This window comes from Psychrobacillus sp. NPDC096426, from assembly GCF_044762745.1.
Lineage (GTDB): Bacteria > Bacillota > Bacilli > Bacillales_A > Planococcaceae > Psychrobacillus.
The window spans coordinates 26,377-45,998 of the sequence record NZ_JBIWEX010000019.1; the positions used below are offsets into that span (position 1 = coordinate 26,377).

Genomic DNA, 19,622 nt, shown 5'->3' on the forward strand with positions numbered 1-19,622 from the left:
CACCGTTTCATCCCTCTTTCCGGTTATCTCCCTTTAAACTCAGGTTTTCTTTTTTCGCTAAATGCTTTCAATGCTTCCACTCGATCCTCTGTTGGAATGGTGAGTTCGTATGCTTTGCGTTCGATATGTAGTCCGGTTTGTAAATCGGCATTCATGCCGTGTTTGATGGCAAACTTAGCTTGTTGCAAGGCAATTGGTCCATTAGCAAGCATGAGTGCCGCAAAGCTCTCCGTTTCGGATATTAATGTTTCTCGAGAGGTAACCTTAGTTAATAAGCCATATGCGAATGCTTCATCTGCTTTTAGTCTTTTGGCGGTTAGAATTAGCTCCATTGCTTTTGCTTCTCCGATGAGTCTTGGAAGCCTTTGTGTACCACCAGCTCCAGGAATAATGGCTAAGCTTGTTTCGGTTAATCCTAGCTGAATGTCATCCGCTGCAATTCGGAAATCGCATGCAAGTGCAAGTTCCGTTCCTCCTCCAAATGCATAGCCATTTAGCATAGCAATGGTTGGTTGTGGTAAGTTTTCAATGGCCGAAAATACTTCTCCAATTTTATAAATGTTCCGCTTTACTTGTTGATCGGTCAGTGTTTTTCGTTCTTTTAAGTCCGCTCCAACACTAAACGATTTCTCACCAGCACCCGTGAAAATCACGACACGAATTTCCGGATTAATACGAATCGATTCTGCAATATCCCAAAGCTCTCTTAGCATCTCATAGTTAAATGCATTTAGCGCACTCGGCCTATTTAATGTGACATATGCTATATTGCCATGTTGTTCATAACGAATTAAGTCCATTTTCTCCCTCCATACTATAGAATGATTTCCCCCTACCAAACATATCATTTTTCTAATAGTCTGTCATCTTACGTTAGAAGTAATCAATTACAGCTCACGTAATTGCGTCCAGATTTGAATTGCACTTAGGATTGCGTGATGCAGGTCAGTAAGCCGTTGTCCAAAGGCACCTGCTGAGTCAAGTTAAATTAGATCGATTTTCATTTTCTGATTTGGTACAATTATATTATTGAAATTTTAAGGATTTGAGGTATTCACTTGGACATTTTTGTTGCGAGACAGTCGATTTTTGCTAAAGATGAACATATATTTGCCTATGAATTATTGTATAGAAATGGCCAGGACAATTCATTTCCAACTATATCAGGGGATGAAGCCACATTAGATGTCATAACGCATACTTTTTTAACAATAGGTATTAATGAACTAGCAGGGGATAAATTATGTTTTATTAATTTTACGGAAAATCTATTAGTAAAAGAAGTGTTTTCTAAATTTCCTGCGAATCGAATTGTCGTTGAAATTTTAGAGGACATTCCGATCACGATCGCTTTACTTCAAAAACTTCGAGAAATTAAGTCTCTTGGCTTTTTAATTGCATTAGATGATTTTGTTCTGCAAGAAAATGTCGTTTTATACGATGAACTATTCTCACTTGTTGATTTTATTAAAGTAGATTTTCTATTAAGCACGTTATCGGAACGACAAGCCATTGAACAAATCGTCAAAACCAATTATCCTAACATCGTGTTGTTAGCAGAGAAGGTAGAAACACGCGAACAATTTTATGAAGCAAAAGTAGCTGGCTACGAACTCTTTCAAGGATACTTCTTTGCAAAACCAGAAGTGATTAAAGGAACAGAAATACCAACGAATTTAGCGCAGTATTTTCGGATTATTAACTTGTTGCAAAATAATTCAGTTTCCGTAGAAGAGATTTCGAATGAAATTGAGCGAGATGTATCTCTTTCTTTTAAAGTACTAAAAATGATCAATTCCCCTGCAGTTCGTACAAAATCCAAGGTCCGCTCGATTAAACAAGGAGTGCTCATGCTTGGACTTGAGGAATTGAGTCATTGGTTGTATGTTTTATTACTACGTGAATCGAAAAAGAATCATTCGGGTGATGGAATGGCTCTTATTGAAGCATCGCTATTTCGAGCAAAACTTTGTGAGTTATTAGCAAGGCGTAAATTTTTACAAAATGCTTCTGAGTATTTTTTAGTAGGCATGTTTTCTTTAATAGACACATTATTACATCGACCGATGATCTATTTACTACAAGATTTACCGCTTTCAGATGAAGTCGCAGCAACACTTTCTGGAACTAAAACGGAAATGTCTCCTTTTCTAGAGCTTGCCGTTGCATGCGATGAAGTACGTTGGGACGATATGATAGGTGGATCAGCAAAACTTGGTATTGATCATTCCACATTAAACGCGCTTTATCTAGATGCAAGGCGTTGGGCAACTGAAATTATAGACTAACTACCATGTCTTTTTTTGATTGGTAGTTTTTTTAATTGTATTCAAATAAAGACGCCAAGACATATTAGAAGAGTTTGAGTTAATTCGCATTATAGGTATAGTGCGTCGTAAGAAGTGAAGTGTCCGCTGTGATTTTCACTGCAGGGCGGACGCTTTCCGCCGGGTGAGCGATGAACCATCGCCGACGCTGCGCGTTCACCTGCGATGGTTCATCTGTCTCACTCATCCGGCAGGAGTCGCCGCCCTTCCGCTTCAATCCATGAGAATTTCTTTCTAATTTAGTGTCTGCAGTTCGGAGATGTAAATTGCTCAGGTTCACTGTGTGCTATTTAGTAAACCTAATTAGAAAATGCTGTCTCTACATAAAAGGAATTGGATAAAAGCCTAATTAACTCAACCATTTGTTGGGATAAACCACCTTATTCATCGGCGTCTCATTCCAAGTAAACTTGTTATTTCAAGAATTGGTTGCTTTCCATGACTGATTTATTACCCAAAGTCATTTTCTGGATGCACACATGTGAAAAACTGCATAATATTTAGTCTTAGCGAGTCGGTACTGATAAATAAGCAATTCCTTTTGGATTGGAGCGAAAGGGCGGTGACTCCAGTGGGATAAAGTGAGTCAGGTGAGACTTCACAACGTACGCGCAAGCGGCGGTGAAGGCTCATCGCTCACCCCACGGAAAGCATCCGCCCTGAAGCGGAAATCCCAGAGGACACTTAACAGAGCTTTCTTACGACGCATTATCCCTAAAAAGTACTTGTTCTTAATTGTTGCTTTTCCCTTTAAAAGTTGTATAATGAAATGAGAACAAACGTTCGTTAAAAGGAGAATGCGAAATGCCATTAATATCGGAAGAGGCCATGCCTTATTTAGAAAATATGATTTATCTCCCGATGGTATTAACTATTTTAGAGAAGGATCGAATGAATTTTGAAAGAGGTCCCTTTAAGTTAAAGCGTCCGTATGTAGCTATGGTAGAAGGAGCAGCAAAGCAAGTTCAAAAAGAATTGAAAAAGACACATATTTATATGAAAAGGCATAGTATGAAAGTTCTTCGCGGAGAAGGCGATGATATGTTCACGGAATATGTATTTTTTCATGGAGGCTATGAAGAACATCGTCGTTATCTAAATGTCCGACTCCGCAACCGAGTGGAAGAACTACTCACGATGTATTTGGCGATTGTGGAAAATGCACATTAACCAAATAAATCTTTTTGAAATAGTGGATTGCGAGAAGTGATAAATCCTTTATTTACTAGATGACTCATTCTTTTTAAGAAGTGCATATTTAAAAGGTTGGCAAATCCAACTTGTCGGCTAATTGTATTTGGAGAAGAAGGTACTTGTATCATTTGTCCGTTTGCTAAAACTATCGTGCAACCACCTTCGGAAGGATAAAAAGATTCGATGGCTCCAAGAGAAAACCATGTATTTAAATCAGATTTTGGAGAAAGGATAGGGATTAAAATACAAGGACTCCCAAAGTCGTGTGCGATAAGAATAGGAAGCTTCAAATAATTTCCAATAGCTTCTTTCGATAATTTAGTGGATTGTTGAAACGTAGAGCCGTAATAGGAACAAGAATACCGGACGATATCGTACGGCTTTTTACCTATTATTTTAGATTCACCCGAATAGCTAATAGCTTTTGTGAAAACTTTGTTATTAATTACAATTGGTTGAAGTACAGCGGTGTCAAATGAAACTAGGAAAGATTTTTCGTCTTTTTTATTGAACATATACATTCACTCCTTAGTAAGTTATAACTCGATTATAGTTAAATTTGGAAAAAAATCAAGTAAATATGTCGAATTTTTAAAATTTTTATCATTAATTATAAAATCTTAATTTTCTAAAAATGTTTGCAACTCACGTTGAGCTTTTATATAATGAAAAAAAGGCATCGGGGTGATGGAAATGGACAAACAATATTCATATGCAGATTTTTTAAGAGCAATGGGTCAGCCAGGGAAAGAAAGCTCCGCAGAAAAACTGTTGAACGAAATTTATCTAGATATGTTTTTGAACATTATCCACCGGGAACAAAGTAGTAAACGTTTATTAGAATTGATAGATGAGGCACTTGATCAGAAAGACAAAAAGGCATTTACACAATATGCCAATGCTCTACAACAATTAAATAATCCAAAGTAATGGATATATTAGCCGCTTATGCAGAGCGGCTTTTATTATGCACAAATAATAATGTTAAAAAACATACGTTCGTTTTATTAGTGTTCAAAAAAAGAGTATGTTAAACTGAAATTAATCAATTGGTGGGAGGCTTATGTATGGAACAAATTTTCGATTTGCAAGCTCCGTATGAGCCAGCAGGAGATCAAATAGAAGCAATAAAAGAATTAGTAAAAGGTGTACAAACAGGGAAAAAACATCAAACATTGCTTGGTGCAACAGGTACTGGGAAAACGTTTACGATTTCAAATGTTATTCAACAAACGAACAAGCCAACCCTTATAATGGCACATAACAAAACACTTGCGGGACAGCTGTATAGCGAATTTAAAGAGTTCTTTCCTAATAATGCTGTCGAATACTTTGTTAGTTATTACGACTATTTCCAGCCAGAAGCATATGTACCTCAAACAGATACGTATATTGAAAAAGATTCAAGCATTAACGAAGAAATTGATAAACTTCGACACTCTGCTACATCATCATTATTCGAAAGAAAAGATGTCATTATTATTGCATCAGTTTCTTGTATATACGGACTAGGGAATCCAGAGGAATACAGAGAATTGGTCGTTTCGCTTCGAACAGGAATGGAAATTGAGCGAAATCAGTTGCTTCGGAAACTAGTCGATATCCAATACGAACGAAACGATATGAATTTTACACGAGGAACTTTCCGTGTACGTGGGGATGTTGTCGAAATTTTCCCAGCATCAAGAGATGAAAAATGTCTTCGAGTAGAGTTTTTCGGCGATGAAATCGACAGAATTCGAGAAGTAGACGCTCTGACTGGGGAAATAATGGCAGAACGTGAGCATGTAGCCATATTCCCAGCATCTCACTTCGTTACACGAGAAGAAAAGATGCTACTTGCTATAGAGAATATTGAAAAAGAGTTAGAAGAACAATTAAAGGTACTACGAGATGAAGATAAGTTACTAGAAGCTCAACGGTTGGAGCAAAGGACAAACTATGATTTAGAAATGATGCGGGAAATGGGCTTTTGTTCAGGTATTGAAAACTATTCCCGTCATCTCACTTTACGAGAAGCAGGGGCAACTCCGTATACATTATTAGACTATTTTCCAAAAGACTTTTTATTAGTAGTGGACGAAAGCCATGTTTCATTACCACAAGTTAGAGGAATGTTTAATGGAGACCAAGCGAGGAAATCAGTATTAGTAAACCATGGTTTCCGGTTACCGTCTGCACTTGATAACAGACCACTTACTTTTAGCGAATTTGAAGATCACGTCCATCAAGCAGTATATGTATCAGCAACACCTGGACCTTATGAGCTAGAACATACACCTGAAATGGTTGAACAAATCATTCGCCCGACTGGGTTATTGGATCCGATTATTACATTGAAGCCGATTGAAGGACAAATTGATGATCTGATCAATGAAATACAAGAACGTACGGCGAAAAATGAACGGGTGCTTATAACGACATTAACGAAGAAAATGTCGGAAGATTTAACAGATTATTTAAAAGAGATCGGCATTAAAGTGCAGTATTTACATTCGGAAGTAAAAACATTAGAGCGAATTGAAATAATAAGAGATCTTCGTTTAGGAACATATGATGTCCTTATCGGAATCAACTTGTTAAGGGAAGGGCTTGACCTACCAGAAGTGTCGCTGGTTGCGATTTTAGATGCAGATAAGGAAGGTTTTTTACGTTCGGAGCGTTCATTAATACAAACAATAGGACGTGCAGCGAGAAATTCGAATGGCGAAGTAATAATGTATGCAGATAAAATGACGGACTCCATGCAAAAAGCAATAGATGAAACAAAACGACGTCGTACAATTCAAATGGAATATAATGAAAAGCATGGAATCACTCCGAAAACAATTGAAAAGAAAATTCGAGAAGTTATTCGTGCAACTCAAGTGGCAGAAGAAGAAGCAACTTATGCTCAGCAGTTAACGAGTGGTAAACCTTTAACTAAAGAAGAAAAAGATACACTACTACAAAATTTAGAAAAAGAAATGAAAGATGCTGCTAAAGCACTTAATTTTGAACGTGCGGCACAATTGCGCGATGCAATTCTTGAACTGAAGTTGGAAGGGTGAACCAGGTGAAAAACCAAGAAATTATTATAGAAGGTGCTCGGGCACATAATTTAAAGAACGTCAGCTTAAAAATACCAAGAGACAAGCTTGTTGTTATGACTGGATTGTCGGGATCGGGTAAATCGTCTTTAGCATTCGATACTATCTATGCGGAAGGTCAACGCCGATATGTAGAATCATTATCCGCCTATGCAAGACAATTTTTAGGGCAAATGGATAAACCGGATGTCGACGTCATTGATGGACTTTCGCCAGCTATTTCCATCGACCAAAAGACGACAAGTAAAAATCCAAGATCTACTGTAGCGACTGTTACGGAAATATATGATTATTTACGATTATTATTTGCTCGTGTCGGAAAACCAATATGTCCTACACATGGAATTGAAATATCTTCTCAAACGATTGAACAAATGGTTGATCGACTAAGTGAGTATCCGGAAAGAACGAAAATGCAAGTATTAGCACCAATTGTATCCGGACGTAAAGGGACGCATGTGAAGTTACTGGAAGACATGAAAAAGCAAGGCTATGTACGTGTTCGAATAGATGGAGAAATCACAGATCTAGATGATGATATAAATTTAGATAAAAATAAAAAACATAATATTGAAGTGGTTATAGATAGAATCGTTATGAAAGAGGGGGTCGCAGCAAGGCTGAGCGATTCTTTAGAATCTGCACTTAGACTAGCAGACGGTCGTGTGCTAATTGATGTAATGGAACATGAGGAAATTCTATTTAGTGAACATCATGCTTGTCCGATTTGTGGTTTTTCAATAGGCGAGTTAGAACCAAGAATGTTTTCATTCAACAGTCCATTCGGTGCCTGTACTGATTGTGACGGACTAGGAACGAAATTGGAAGTAGACCCGGAATTAGTTGTACCTGATAAAAGTATGACATTGGAAGAAGGGGCAATTGTTGCATGGCAACCAACGAGCTCCCAATACTATCCAAAATTATTAGAAGCTGTGTGCAAACATTACAAAATCAAAATGAATGTACCAGTCGAAAAATTGCCGATCGATCAGTGGAATAAAATTATGTATGGATCCGGCGAAGATAAGATTCGTTTTCGCTATGAAAATGAATTCGGTCAAGTGCGCGATAATCTAATTCAATTTGAAGGAGTACTCTCTAATATCGAACGCAGATTTAAAGATACGTCCTCTGACTATATTCGCGAGCAAATGGAAAAATATATGGCGCAACATGACTGTCCTACTTGTAAAGGGTATCGCTTAAAAAAAGAAACACTTGCAGTGAAAGTGGACTCGTTACATATCGGTCAAATAACGCAATTTTCAATCGAAGAAGCAAATAAATTCTTTCACCAATTAATATTGTCTGAAAAAGATATGCAAATTGCACGATTAATATTAAGAGAAATTGACGAGCGACTTGGATTCTTAGAAAACGTTGGACTTGATTATTTAACTTTAAATCGTGCATCAGGGACATTATCAGGCGGAGAAGCTCAACGAATTCGTCTTGCTACACAAATAGGTTCAAGGCTAACAGGGGTATTATATATTCTAGATGAACCTTCGATTGGTTTGCATCAGCGTGATAATGATCGATTAATCGACACATTAAAAAATATGCGTGACATTGGGAATACCTTAATCGTTGTAGAGCATGACGAAGACACGATGATGGCTGCGGATTACTTAATCGATATTGGACCTGGTGCTGGAATTCACGGTGGAGAAGTTGTTGCTGCGGGTACACCAGAACAAGTGATGAAAAATAAAAAATCCCTTACTGGCCAATATTTAAGTGGGAAAAAATTTATCCCTCTACCGACAGAGAGAAGAAAGCCTGATGGACGGTATATAAAGATTAAAGGTGCAACTGAAAATAACTTAAAAAATGTCAATGTGGATATTCCATTAGGGGTATTTACAGCAGTAACAGGTGTATCAGGTTCTGGGAAAAGTACATTAGTAAATGAAATTTTATATAAATCGCTTGCTTCCAAACTGAATCGTTCTAAAGTAAAACCGGGAGCAAATAAAAGTGTAGAAGGAATCGACCAGTTAGAAAAAGTAATAGATATCGATCAATCTCCAATTGGGCGTACACCAAGGTCTAATCCAGCAACATATACAGGTGTATTTGATGATATTAGAGATTTATATGCAGCGACAAATGAGGCAAAAGTAAGAGGGTATAAAAAAGGTAGATTTAGTTTTAATGTGAAAGGTGGACGCTGTGAAGCATGCCGCGGAGATGGAATTATTAAAATTGAAATGCACTTTTTACCGGATGTCTATGTCCCTTGTGAAGTATGCCATGGTAAACGGTATAATCGGGAGACCTTAGAAGTACAATACAAAGGGAAAAATATTGCAGAAGTTTTGAAAATGACAGTGGAAGATGGATTAGCATTTTTTGAAAACCATCCAAAAATTAGTCGAAAACTACAAACGATTGTCGATGTTGGACTAGGTTATGTGGAGTTAGGTCAACCAGCAACTACACTTTCAGGAGGAGAAGCACAGCGCGTAAAATTAGCTTCTGAATTGCATAAACGATCCAACGGCAAAACGTTTTATATTTTAGATGAACCAACAACAGGTTTACATGTCGATGATATTTCTCGCTTACTTGTAGTGTTACAACGTCTTGTAGAAAACGGTGATTCAGTACTCGTTATTGAGCATAACTTAGATGTAATCAAAACAGCTGATTATATGATTGATTTAGGTCCTGAAGGTGGAGACAAAGGTGGAACGATAGTTGCGGTTGGACCGCCAGAAAAAATTGTCGAAGCAAAAGATTCTTATACTGGTAAGTACCTAAAACCTATTCTTGAGCGTGATCGAAAACGAATGGATGAAGTTGTTTCAGAAGCTTCTACAAAGAAAAAACCAACCGTTCAATCATAAATGAAACTTTATTCAAGTTTAATCGTATTTTATAGGGTAAGTAACTCGTTTTATATTTTAAACTTATGAGGAGGCCTTCATTATGCAAGAAGAACGTAAACGTATTTTAGATATGGTTGAAAACGGCACGATTACCGCACAGGAAGCATTGGCACTACTAGAGGAACTCGGCAAACAATCAACACCTATTATTTCGTTAGACAAGGAAGAGCCAAAACAACAACGAACCCATGCTCAAAATAAGCACCAAAGCGCCGATTTCATAGAAGATTTAAAACGTGATTTTACGGTAATGGGTGAACGATTTATGCAGTTTATGCAAGGAACTGTAGATAAGATGAAAGAATTCGATTTTGAAATGCCATTTGGTGAACCAGTAATTTTTGAGGAAAGACTAGTCAAAGAACAAGCGTCTTTCGATGATATTTCCGTTAATATAGCGAATGGTAAAATAGAAATTCAGCAGACAGAAGAAGCGTACGCACACGCAACTGTAAAGGTGAAATCTTTCAAAAATTCAACAGAAGATGAAGCGAAAGCACGCTTTGCAGAAGAATTTATCTTTACTACTGAAGGAAACAAATTGCGCGTATACAGTGATATGAAAACAACATCTGTCCAAGTGATGCTATTTGTACCGAAAAAAGCGTATAATTATATTTCGGCGCGATTATTCAATGGAGAATTTTCCGCTAAGAATATGGAAGCAAACTCATTTAAAGTAAAAACAACGAACGGCAAAGTAACATTGGATACCTTGACGTTCAAAAGAGCAGATATAGAAACGGTAAATGGATCCGTACAAGTGCAACAAGTTGTAGGGGATTCGATTGAAGTAGAAACGATGAACGGTCGTATTTATGTAGATGGAAAGCTGAAAGAATTGGAAGGTTCTTCGGTAAGTGGGCATGTCATTTTAACGACAAAAGATAAGCAAGCACGTAAAATCGAAGGTACTGCTGTTGCAGGAAATGTTGAATTGTACGTACCAAAAGATGTATCGTTAAAAGGAGAAACTACTTCTCAATTAGGCAAGATTGATGTGCAACTTTCAGATGTTACGCATATAAATCAATCGGAACAATTGTTGAATAAAAAAGTAGGTTTCACTAAAATAGTGGATTCTGAAGCAGAACCGCTACGAGTATACGGAGATGCAAAAACGGGATCCGTGCTTGTGCGATATACAGTAGATAGTGAATAAACAACAAAAGCTGAAAGGGGCATAACGCACCTTTCAGCTTTTTTTAGGAGAAAGCATATACAATTAGGTTAAAATTCTCCAAATGACATCGGATATGTTACTTTCTAGAGATAATGCGTCTTAAGGAAGTTACCGCTTGGATTTCCGCTGCAGGGCGGACGCTTTCCGCGGGGGAGCGATGAGCCATCACCGACGCTACGCGTACGTTGTGATGTCTCATCTGTCTCACTTTTGGCGTCTGCAGTTAGTCAGAGATTTAAATTTATCAGGTCCACTAAGAAATATTTGTTAAAAGTAATTAGAAATTCTAACTCAAAATAAGTGGAGTATTTACTAGAATAATAATATGGACAATCCCTCCCTAAAGTTGGACAATCACCTCAAATAGATGGACAATCTAGCACGAAAGTTGGACAATCGTATAGAACTTGGACGATCTCTCCCCAAACCTGGACTATCACCTCAAATAGATGGACAATCTAGCACGAAAGTTGGACAATCGTATAGAACTTGGACGATCTCTCCCCAAACCTGGACAATCACCTCAGATAGATGGACAATCTAGCGCTAAAGTTGGACAATCATATAGAATATGGACAATCTCTCCCTACACCTGGACAATCTCCTCAAATAACTTGGACAGCCCTCTCTTCAAGTTCATTTCATGCAATCATTTATTGTTAAATTTTTCCGAATAACTCGTTATTTTAGAAATGATTGCTTTCGATGACCGGTTTTTCCTAGCGTTAACTTCCTTACGACGCAGTATTTCTTGGTTACTTTTGATGACCGATTTACTTTCCAAAGAACGCTAGAAACAATAAAGACAAGGCCTTAAAGGATGTCCAGCAACTTTTTATCCGGTATCCTTTAATAAATAGGAAAGCAAAAGAGAAATGAATACAAAAAGAATGACTAATCATGCTAAAATAAGAACTATGTGTAGCAAGAAGCATGAAAGGAGTGGAGAGATATGCCTCATGTGACGACAAAGGATATAAAAGAAAAGTTCAATCTTTCAATAGTAAGTGGGGAGGAAGGAATTGGACGCCACGTTGCAATTAGCGATATTTCTCGACCAGGAATTGAAATGGCGGGTTACTTCACACATTATCCATCCAATCGTATCCAATTAATGGGGAAAACGGAAATTTCGTTTTTTGCATTATTAACAGGGGAAGAAAAAAGCGAGCGAATGTTGAAATTATGTGCATCTGATACACCGGTAATTATCGTATCGCATGGAATGGAAGTACCAGAGGAATTGATCACGGCTTCTAATGAAAACTCTGTTCCTGTTTTAACGACGAGTATGCCGACTACCAGATTTTCTAGTATGCTAACTAATTTTTTAGAGAGCATGCTTGCCCCTACGACTGCCGTTCATGGAGTGTTAGTAGATATATATGGAGTCGGGATTTTAATCACTGGTAAAAGTGGCGTTGGTAAAAGTGAAACAGCACTAGAATTAGTAAAAAGAGGGCATCGTCTAGTAGCGGATGATTGCGTGGAGATTAGGCAAGAAGGGGAAGATACACTAGTTGGTAGTGCGCCAAAATTAATCGAACATCTTCTGGAAATCCGTGGACTTGGAATTATTGATATTATGACGCTTTTTGGTGCGAGTGCCATTCGAAACTATAAACGAATCACATTAGTAATCGAGCTGGAAATTTGGGATGAGAAAAAAACGTATGATCGGCTAGGATTAGAAGAAGAAAAGATGGAAATTATTAATACAGCTATTACAAAATTAACTGTTCCAGTTCGGCCGGGTCGAAACTTGGCTGTTATTATTGAAGTAGCAGCGATGAATCATCGATTGAAGCGAATGGGCATTAATGCTGCAGAAGATTTTGCGAAACGATTAGACGATGTAATCGGCCAAAATGGGGAATCAAATTACTAATAAGCCAATTGAAGGGAGTTTCATATGAATTTATTACAAGCAATTGATCCGGTAGCTTTTTCATTAGGATCATTAGAAGTGCGTTGGTATGGAGTAATTATCGCATTTGGGATAATAGTAGCTTTTTTAGTGGCACAGAAAGAGATGGTAAAACGTGGATTTCATCCAGATTATTTAACCGATTTACTCATTTGGGCTGTACCAATTGCGATCATTAGTGCTCGTATATATTATGTCATTTTCAAGTGGGATTATTATGGGCAAAATCCGGGCAAAATAATTGAAATTTGGAATGGTGGAATTGCGATTCATGGTGCATTAATTGGTGCATTTTTAACTGCTTATTTCTTTACGAAAAAGAGAGGAACTTCTTTTTGGAAAGTGACGGATATTGTAGCTCCTAGTATTTTAATCGGGCAAACAGTTGGACGCTGGGGGAACTTTATGAACCAAGAAGCGCATGGTGGAGAAGTAGCAAGAAGCTTTTTAGAAAATTTAATGCTCCCAGACTGGATTATTAACCAAATGTATATAAATGGTAAATATTATCATCCGACGTTTTTATATGAATCGGTATGGAATTTAATAGGAGTTATTATATTAATTCTACTTCGTAAAGTGAATTTACGTCGCGGGGAAATGGTCTTGTTTTATTTAGTATGGTATTCTGTGGGGCGCTTCTTTATAGAAGGAATGCGTACAGATAGTCTATACTTAATTGGTGATTTACGACAAGCACAAGTTATTTCATTAGTAACGATTGCAGTTGCCATTATTCTATTTGTATATAGAAGAATGACAGTTAAACCAGTTGTACGATATCAGGATAAGTAAGTGAAAGAAGGGGAATTGTGTGGGGACATTAAAAAGGGGGCTTTTAGCAGGTCTCAAAACAACGTGGACATTAAGTAAAGTAATTTTTCCTATTACTTTACTTGTAGTTATTTTGCAGTATACTCCTGTTCTACCATGGATAATCGATTTCATTTCGCCATTTATGGGTTTGCTTGGACTTAGAGGTGAAGCTGCGATCCCACTTGTTTTAGGGAATGCATTAAATCTTTATGCAGGTATTGCAGGGATTCTTTCCTTAGATCTAACAGTAAAAGAAGTGTTTATATTAGCAGCGATGTTATCTTTTTCACATAATATCTTTATAGAAACAGGCGTTGCACTTCGAGTAGGGGTAAAGCTTTGGGTTGTTTTAGTTGTTCGTTTTGGATTAGCTATTTTATCTGCGGTAATTATAAATTTAGTTTGGCAAGGTGGCGGCGAAATTGCAAAGTATGGTGCAGTCGTTGCTACCGAGAAAATCCCGGATGGTTGGGGTGAAATTATTCTACTTGGCTTGCAAAAAGCGGCTTTTGGCGTTTTACAACTTGCACTTATTGTTATTCCATTAATGATTATTATACAAGTTTTAAAGGACCGTAATTATTTGCAAAAGTTTTCCGAAAAGATTGCTCCATTTACAAAAGTTATTGGTATTCAACCAAATGCTTCTTTGACACTAGTTGCAGGGCTAACGATAGGTCTTGCATATGGTGCTGGTGTTATGATTCAGGCAGTCCAAGAAGATGGAGTAAGTAAAAAGGATGCGACACTTGTCTTTATTTTTTTAGTAGCATGTCATGCAATAGTGGAAGACACGTTAATCTTTCTTCCGTTAGGAGTTCCAATACTGCCTTTATTTTTCGTAAGACTCGTGACAGCGTTTATATTGACGATAATTGTCGCTTACGTGTGGCGTAAATCGGAGCAAAGAAAACATGAGGAAGTGGTTACACTATGAAGGTAAAAGCCTATAAAGCATTATTGTTTGATTTTGATGGAACATTATTAAACACGAATGAGCTTATAATCGAATCTTTTTTACATGTTTTAGGAGAAAAATTTCCTGGGAAATATGATAGAGATAGTGTTTTACCATTTCTCGGACCTACATTAGAAGAAACGTTCCATTCCATTAATCCTGAACTAACGGAATCACTCATAGCCGCTTATCGTGCATGGAATATTCAACACCATGATCAGATGGTTGTACCGTTTGATGGGGTTGTCGACACATTGTACAAATTAAAAGAAGAAGGTTACAAACTAGCGGTCGTATCGACAAAAAGAAGAGTTATGATTGATAGAGGGATTAACCTCATGAAATGCGAGACGTTATTTGACACTATCATTGGATTAGACGATGTAAAAAATGCGAAACCAGATCCTGAGCCAATCGAACTTGCACTTGAACGACTTGGCGTTGGAAAAGAGGATGCATTAATGATCGGTGATAATTTACATGATATTGTAGGTGGGCAAAGAGCTGGTGTAGATACAGCTGCTGTTGCATGGTCCATAAAAGGAGAAGCTTTTTTAGCAACTTACTTACCAACTTATATGATTCATCATATAAGTGAGCTTCTCGAAATTGCCAAAGGTCAAACGGTATGAGGAGAACGGAAAGATACCCTGTAAGTGGTGCGAACTCGTTATGGCATGTTTATGATACAGTTCCTTTTTGGAAAGTAATGAAAAATTTTATCTTCATACAAGCGGCGAGATACTCTCCCTTTTTAAGTTGGAAAAACTTCTTTTATCGTGCATTTCTAAAAATGGAAGTTGGTAAAGAAACGTCTTTTGCGTTGATGGTGATGGTAGATGTCATGTTTCCAGAGCGAATAAAGGTAGGAGACAATACGATTATTGGCTATAACACAACAATATTAGCGCATGAATATTTAATAGATGAGTATCGTATCGGTGATGTGATTATTGGCGACCGCGTGTTGATCGGTGCAAATACAACGATATTACCTGGAGTGACGATTGGGAATGATGCAGTAGTTTCCGCTGCTACACTTGTCAATGCGGACGTTCCAGAAGGCTGCTTTGTCGGTGGAAACCCGATGCGTATTATATATACGAAGGAACAAATGATCGAACGAAATAATAAATAACAAACAAAGCTATTCTTCATAAGGAGGATAGCTTTTTTTATGGCCGAGCGTCGAGCTTCTTCATTTATTCAAGGTAGGAACTTTATTGCGAACTAGAGCGTGCATCTTGCGATTCGTGGACTCAACCTTGCGATTAATCAACTCTCTACTGCGCAAGTACCTTAAGGTGTTGCATATAATTTATTTTTGGGGCTTTCTTAAGCTTAGATACTGATCAGTTAGCAAATTCCGTTGATTGGAGCGGAAATCAACAATATTCTAGTACAAAACCTATTTTTTCTTACTATTCTAAAAGGAACAATCGAATAGATTGACGAAATGAATAATATAGGATAAAATCTATATAATTTAACGTATTAGTACTCTAGCACGATGAAGTAATTTTAGGAGGGATGAAATGGCTAAAATTCAAATGTTCGAGAAACCTCTTGGAATGAGAGATTCATTTCCGGAAGTAAATGAACAAAAAGAATATATACGGTCAACAGCAAGAAACTTTATACGAAACAAAGGATACGATTTTATCAAAACACCATCGGTCGAATACTTTGAAACAATCGGAAAAGCTTCCGCAATTGACGAATCTTCTCTTTTTAAACTAGTAGACAACCAAGGAGAAACACTTGTATTGCGTCCAGACATGACGACTCCTATTGCAAGAATTGCAGCCTCGAAGCTACTAAAAGAAAAAAATCCATTGCGTCTAGCTTATTATGCAAATGTATTCCGAGCACAACAACGAGAAGGTGGCCGACCAGCAGAGTTCGAACAATTAGGACTGGAGTTAATCGGTGATTTCAGTGCATACGGTGACAGTGAAATTATTCATACAGCAGTAGAGCTTGTAAAAACACTTGGTGTGGAGCGTTTTCGAATTACAATTGGACATGCGGGGCTATTAACTGCATTTTTGGCGAATAATACAAACACGACGGAGCAAGTAGACATGTTAAGACAGCTATTAGTAGAAAAAAACTTCGTAGGATTCGAACAAAAATTAGACGATTTAGGCTTATTAGAAGAGCAAAAAGATAATCTTACAAAGCTAATAGATTACACAATTGACTTTAAAGCATTTGAAAACTTCCGACCGTTTTTAACTGATGAACAGCAATACTTAATAGATCAAGTGGAACAGCTAAAAAGCTTATTGGAACTTCAACTAAGTGACCCGTCTATAGTCTCATTCGATTTCTCACTTGCTAGTCATATGAGTTATTACACGGGCATGTTGTTTGAAATTTATGCTGCAGGAAGTGGTTTCCCCATTGGAAATGGCGGCAGATATGATGAATTATTCAAACAGTTCGATGAGCAAGTAGGTGCTACTGGTTTTGGAATACGGGTAGACAGACTGTTAGAAGTTTTACCGAAGAATGTTGTAGAAGAAAAGCGTACACTACTTTTATTTACAGAAGGCGCTTATTTGGAAGCAAATAGGTTAGCGGAGAAAAGAAGAAATAATGCAGAGCGCGTAACACTTCAATATACAGAGAGTGTACATGATTTAGATGCATTTAAACAAAGTTTCGATGAAGTACTAATTGTCTTAGAAGGTGGTTCTTTACGTGAATGAGTTAACAATTGCAATGCCGAAAGGGCGTATCTTTGAAGAAGCATATCAATTATTTGTAGATGCAGGGTTTAATCTACCGCATGAGATTAGCGACTCTAGAAAGTTAATTGTTGAAGCACCAGAGGAAAGAATTCAATTTATATTAGCAAAGCCAATGGATATTCCTGTTTATGTGGAACATGGGGTTGCGGATATTGGTATTGCAGGAAAAGATGTACTATTAGAACAACTACGAGATGTCCATGAATTACTCGATTTGCATATTAGTAATTGCTATATTGCAACAGCAGGGCTCCCTCATACGACGATGAACGAAATAGCCCCAAGAGTAGCGACGAAATATCCGACAATTGCTACGAACTTTTATAAAGAAAAAGGGGAGCAAGTGGAAATTATTGAGCTTAACGGTTCGATTGAGTTAGCACCAATGATTGGACTAGCGGATCGAATTGTGGACATCGTTTCAACCGGTCAAACATTAAAAGAAAATGGTTTAGTGGAATATGAAAAAATTGTAGCGATATCATCCCGTTTAATCGTTAATCCTGTAAGTTACCGAGTAAAAAGTGAACGCATCCGGGAATTCATCGCACAATTAAAAAATGAATTGATAAAAAGGTAGGGAATCCTATGAAGATAGAGAAGCTTACAAATACAATTTCATTGCAACGTTCTGTAGAACAAGCAAACGAAAATCACTTAGAGACGGTACGTGAAGTAATTGAGCAAGTGAAACAAAATGGCGATCAAGCCCTTTTTACATATACAGAAAAATGGGATGGTGCGAAACTATCTTCTTTACAAGTAACAAAAGAAGAAATGGAAGAGGCATACGCTAGATTTGATCCTCAATTGATTGAAGATTTAGAAGAAGCGGCTTCTAATATCCGTGCATTTCACTCACAACAAGCACGACAAAATATAGATTTCCCATTAGCTAAAAACTCGTATATTCAATATAAAATTTCACCACTTGACGCAGTAGGACTATATGTTCCCGGAGGCACTGCTGCGTATCCGTCGTCGGTATTAATGAATGCCATTCCTGCACTTGTAGCTGGTGTGAAGCGAGTAGTCATTGTGTCGCCACCATCAAAAGATGGGAAGCTTCCGGCATCTGTATTAGTAGCTGCTCGTATCGCTGGTGTTTCAGAAATTTATAAGGTTGGAGGAGCGCAAGCGATTGCTGCTCTGGCTTATGGAACGGAAACGATTAAAGCGGTTGATAAAATTACAGGCCCAGGGAATAGCTTCGTGGCGCTTGCGAAAAGAGAAGTGTTTGGAAAAGTTGCGATTGATATGATTGCAGGACCTAGTGAAATAGCGATACTCGCGGATGATACGGCTTATGCAGACGAAGTAGCTTCGGATTTATTGGCACAAGCAGAACATGACCCGTTTGCGTCTTCCGTGTTAGTTACAACGAGTGAGAAACTAGCGGAACAAGTTTCAATAGAAGTGGAAAAACAATTGAAACAACTTCCTAGAGAAGAAATAGCAAGAGCTTCTATTGAAAATTTTGGATGTATTTATATGGCGGAATCATTAGAACAAGCAATTTCTGCCATTAATGAGCTTGCACCAGAGCATTTAGAAATTATGACGGAACATGCAGAAGCAGTGTGCGAGAGAATCAATCATGCTGGCGCTATTTTTATAGGAAGATTTAGTAGCGAACCAGTAGGGGATTATTTCGCAGGTACAAATCATGTATTACCTACAAATAGCACAGCGCGCTTTTCAAGTGGACTTGGTGTAGACGATTTTGTAAAGAAAACGAGTGTTGTCTATTATTCAGAAGAAATGTGGCAAGAACAATATCCAAAAATCGCACGACTTGCAAGATTAGAACAGCTAGAAGGTCATGCACGCTCGGTGGAATCGAGAAGTTGGGATAAGGGGGATTCAAATTGACAAATAAAAGAATGGCTAAAATAGAAAGAATGACAAATGAAACAAAAGTGTGGGTAGAAATAGATTTAGATGGAGAAGGAAAGGCACAGATCGATACAGGTGTTCCTTTTATGGATCATATGCTTGACTTATTTACAAAGCATGGATTGTTTGACGCAACGATTAAAGCGAATGGCGATACGCATATCGATGATCACCATACGACTGAAGATATTGGAATCGTACTAGGTCAAGCAGTAAAAGAAGCTCTAGGGGATAAAAAAAGCATCAAACGATACGGAAATGCATATGTCCCAATGGATGATGCGTTAGCACAAGTAGTAATTGATATTTCAAACCGTCCACATTTAGAATTTCGTGCACAATTTCCTACGCAAAAAGTTGGGAATTTCGATACGGAGCTTGTGCATGAATTTTTATGGAAATTTGCGTTAGAAGCACGTATGAATGTGCACGTTATTGTACACTACGGAGTCAATACCCATCATATGATAGAAGCTATTTTCAAAGCATTGGCTCGCGCAATTGATGATGCAATTACGAAAGACGATCGAGTGAAAGGTGTACCTTCCACAAAGGGATTGCTTACATAATAGGGGGAAA

17 protein-coding genes are annotated in these 19,622 nt (G+C 37.7%); 15 read left to right on the top strand and 2 right to left on the bottom strand.

Features of this window, described 5'->3' with window-relative positions:
• Positions 1-23 precede the first annotated feature (23 nt).
• Positions 24-800 (bottom strand): enoyl-CoA hydratase-related protein, encoded by a 777-nt coding sequence (locus ACIQYS_RS15565; RefSeq protein WP_402981903.1) that lies wholly within the window; start codon positions 798-800, stop codon positions 24-26.
• 258 nt (positions 801-1,058) lie between these two features.
• On the opposite strand from ACIQYS_RS15565, the gene ACIQYS_RS15570 reads away from it, so the two are divergent.
• Together ACIQYS_RS15570 and ACIQYS_RS15575 are read left to right on the top strand one after the other, a co-directional pair.
• Positions 1,059-2,288 (top strand): EAL and HDOD domain-containing protein, encoded by a 1,230-nt coding sequence (locus tag ACIQYS_RS15570; protein ID WP_402981905.1) that lies wholly within the window; start codon positions 1,059-1,061, stop codon positions 2,286-2,288.
• Positions 2,289-3,131: 843 nt separating this feature from the next.
• Complete coding sequence (locus tag ACIQYS_RS15575) at positions 3,132-3,497, top strand: YhjD family protein (RefSeq protein WP_402981907.1); 366 nt, start codon at positions 3,132-3,134, stop codon at positions 3,495-3,497.
• On the opposite strand, the gene ACIQYS_RS15580 is transcribed toward ACIQYS_RS15575, so the two are convergent.
• Positions 3,494-4,036 (bottom strand): competence protein ComK, encoded by a 543-nt coding sequence (locus ACIQYS_RS15580; RefSeq protein WP_402981909.1) that lies wholly within the window; start codon positions 4,034-4,036, stop codon positions 3,494-3,496. The genes ACIQYS_RS15575 and ACIQYS_RS15580 overlap by 4 nt on opposite strands.
• Positions 4,037-4,214: 178 nt before the next feature.
• Here ACIQYS_RS15580 and ACIQYS_RS15585 point away from each other — a divergent pair, with 178 nt between their 5' ends.
• From ACIQYS_RS15585 to hisB, 13 genes are all read left to right on the top strand, one after another.
• Positions 4,215-4,451: an IDEAL domain-containing protein gene (locus tag ACIQYS_RS15585; RefSeq protein WP_402981911.1), complete on the top strand. Its 237-nt coding sequence runs from the start codon at positions 4,215-4,217 to the stop codon at positions 4,449-4,451.
• Positions 4,452-4,588: 137 nt separating this feature from the next.
• On the top strand, positions 4,589-6,571 hold the full coding sequence (uvrB, locus tag ACIQYS_RS15590) for an excinuclease ABC subunit UvrB (RefSeq protein WP_402981913.1): 1,983 nt from the start codon (positions 4,589-4,591) through the stop codon (positions 6,569-6,571).
• A 5-nt stretch (positions 6,572-6,576) separates the two neighbouring features.
• The gene (gene uvrA, locus ACIQYS_RS15595; RefSeq protein WP_402981915.1) at positions 6,577-9,465 is read left to right on the top strand and encodes an excinuclease ABC subunit UvrA; all 2,889 of its coding nucleotides are present in this window, start codon (positions 6,577-6,579) and stop codon (positions 9,463-9,465) included.
• A gap of 82 nt (positions 9,466-9,547) precedes the next feature.
• Positions 9,548-10,669: a DUF4097 family beta strand repeat-containing protein gene (locus tag ACIQYS_RS15600; RefSeq protein WP_402981917.1), complete on the top strand. Its 1,122-nt coding sequence runs from the start codon at positions 9,548-9,550 to the stop codon at positions 10,667-10,669.
• A gap of 973 nt (positions 10,670-11,642) precedes the next feature.
• The gene (gene hprK, locus ACIQYS_RS15605) at positions 11,643-12,578 is read left to right on the top strand and encodes an HPr(Ser) kinase/phosphatase (protein ID WP_402981919.1); all 936 of its coding nucleotides are present in this window, start codon (positions 11,643-11,645) and stop codon (positions 12,576-12,578) included.
• A 24-nt stretch (positions 12,579-12,602) separates the two neighbouring features.
• A complete protein-coding gene (gene lgt, locus ACIQYS_RS15610; RefSeq protein WP_402981921.1) occupies positions 12,603-13,412 on the top strand; it encodes a prolipoprotein diacylglyceryl transferase in 810 nt (269 codons plus the stop codon).
• 19 nt (positions 13,413-13,431) lie between these two features.
• The gene (locus ACIQYS_RS15615) at positions 13,432-14,370 is read left to right on the top strand and encodes a nucleoside recognition domain-containing protein (protein ID WP_402981923.1); all 939 of its coding nucleotides are present in this window, start codon (positions 13,432-13,434) and stop codon (positions 14,368-14,370) included.
• On the top strand, positions 14,367-15,023 hold the full coding sequence (ppaX, locus tag ACIQYS_RS15620) for a pyrophosphatase PpaX (RefSeq protein WP_402981925.1): 657 nt from the start codon (positions 14,367-14,369) through the stop codon (positions 15,021-15,023). Before ACIQYS_RS15615 ends, ppaX begins: the two co-directional genes overlap by 4 nt.
• Positions 15,020-15,529 (top strand): acyltransferase, encoded by a 510-nt coding sequence (locus tag ACIQYS_RS15625; RefSeq protein WP_402981927.1) that lies wholly within the window; start codon positions 15,020-15,022, stop codon positions 15,527-15,529. Before ppaX ends, ACIQYS_RS15625 begins: the two co-directional genes overlap by 4 nt.
• Before the next feature lie 397 nt (positions 15,530-15,926).
• Positions 15,927-17,105: an ATP phosphoribosyltransferase regulatory subunit gene (locus ACIQYS_RS15630; protein ID WP_402981929.1), complete on the top strand. Its 1,179-nt coding sequence runs from the start codon at positions 15,927-15,929 to the stop codon at positions 17,103-17,105.
• Positions 17,098-17,727, top strand: coding sequence for an ATP phosphoribosyltransferase (gene hisG, locus ACIQYS_RS15635; RefSeq protein ID WP_402981931.1), 630 nt, complete (start codon positions 17,098-17,100; stop codon positions 17,725-17,727). Before ACIQYS_RS15630 ends, hisG begins: the two co-directional genes overlap by 8 nt.
• 8 nt (positions 17,728-17,735) lie before the next feature.
• Positions 17,736-19,019 carry a histidinol dehydrogenase gene (gene hisD / locus ACIQYS_RS15640; RefSeq protein ID WP_402981933.1) on the top strand — a complete coding sequence of 428 codons (1,284 nt, stop codon included), beginning with the start codon at positions 17,736-17,738 and terminating at the stop codon, positions 19,017-19,019.
• Between the two features lie 11 nt (positions 19,020-19,030).
• Positions 19,031-19,612, top strand: coding sequence for an imidazoleglycerol-phosphate dehydratase HisB (gene hisB / locus ACIQYS_RS15645; RefSeq protein WP_402982033.1), 582 nt, complete (start codon positions 19,031-19,033; stop codon positions 19,610-19,612).
• Positions 19,613-19,622 lie beyond the last annotated feature (10 nt).

Excerpts from the sequence above, each read along its gene's own strand:
- ACIQYS_RS15565 (WP_402981903.1), bottom strand. The coding sequence starts at position 800 with ATGGACTTAATTCGTTATGAACAACATGGCAATATAGCATATGTCACA.
- ACIQYS_RS15575 (WP_402981907.1), top strand. The coding sequence starts at position 3,132 with ATGCCATTAATATCGGAAGAGGCCATGCCTTATTTAGAAAATATGATT.
- ACIQYS_RS15580 (WP_402981909.1), bottom strand. The coding sequence starts at position 4,036 with ATGTTCAATAAAAAAGACGAAAAATCTTTCCTAGTTTCATTTGACACC.
- ACIQYS_RS15585 (WP_402981911.1), top strand. The coding sequence starts at position 4,215 with ATGGACAAACAATATTCATATGCAGATTTTTTAAGAGCAATGGGTCAG.
- uvrB (WP_402981913.1), top strand. The coding sequence starts at position 4,589 with ATGGAACAAATTTTCGATTTGCAAGCTCCGTATGAGCCAGCAGGAGAT.
- ACIQYS_RS15600 (WP_402981917.1), top strand. The coding sequence starts at position 9,548 with ATGCAAGAAGAACGTAAACGTATTTTAGATATGGTTGAAAACGGCACG.
- hprK (WP_402981919.1), top strand. The coding sequence starts at position 11,643 with ATGCCTCATGTGACGACAAAGGATATAAAAGAAAAGTTCAATCTTTCA.
- lgt (WP_402981921.1), top strand. The coding sequence starts at position 12,603 with ATGAATTTATTACAAGCAATTGATCCGGTAGCTTTTTCATTAGGATCA.
- ppaX (WP_402981925.1), top strand. The coding sequence starts at position 14,367 with ATGAAGGTAAAAGCCTATAAAGCATTATTGTTTGATTTTGATGGAACA.
- ACIQYS_RS15625 (WP_402981927.1), top strand. The coding sequence starts at position 15,020 with ATGAGGAGAACGGAAAGATACCCTGTAAGTGGTGCGAACTCGTTATGG.
- ACIQYS_RS15630 (WP_402981929.1), top strand. The coding sequence starts at position 15,927 with ATGGCTAAAATTCAAATGTTCGAGAAACCTCTTGGAATGAGAGATTCA.
- hisD (WP_402981933.1), top strand. The coding sequence starts at position 17,736 with ATGAAGATAGAGAAGCTTACAAATACAATTTCATTGCAACGTTCTGTA.
- hisB (WP_402982033.1), top strand. The coding sequence starts at position 19,031 with ATGGCTAAAATAGAAAGAATGACAAATGAAACAAAAGTGTGGGTAGAA.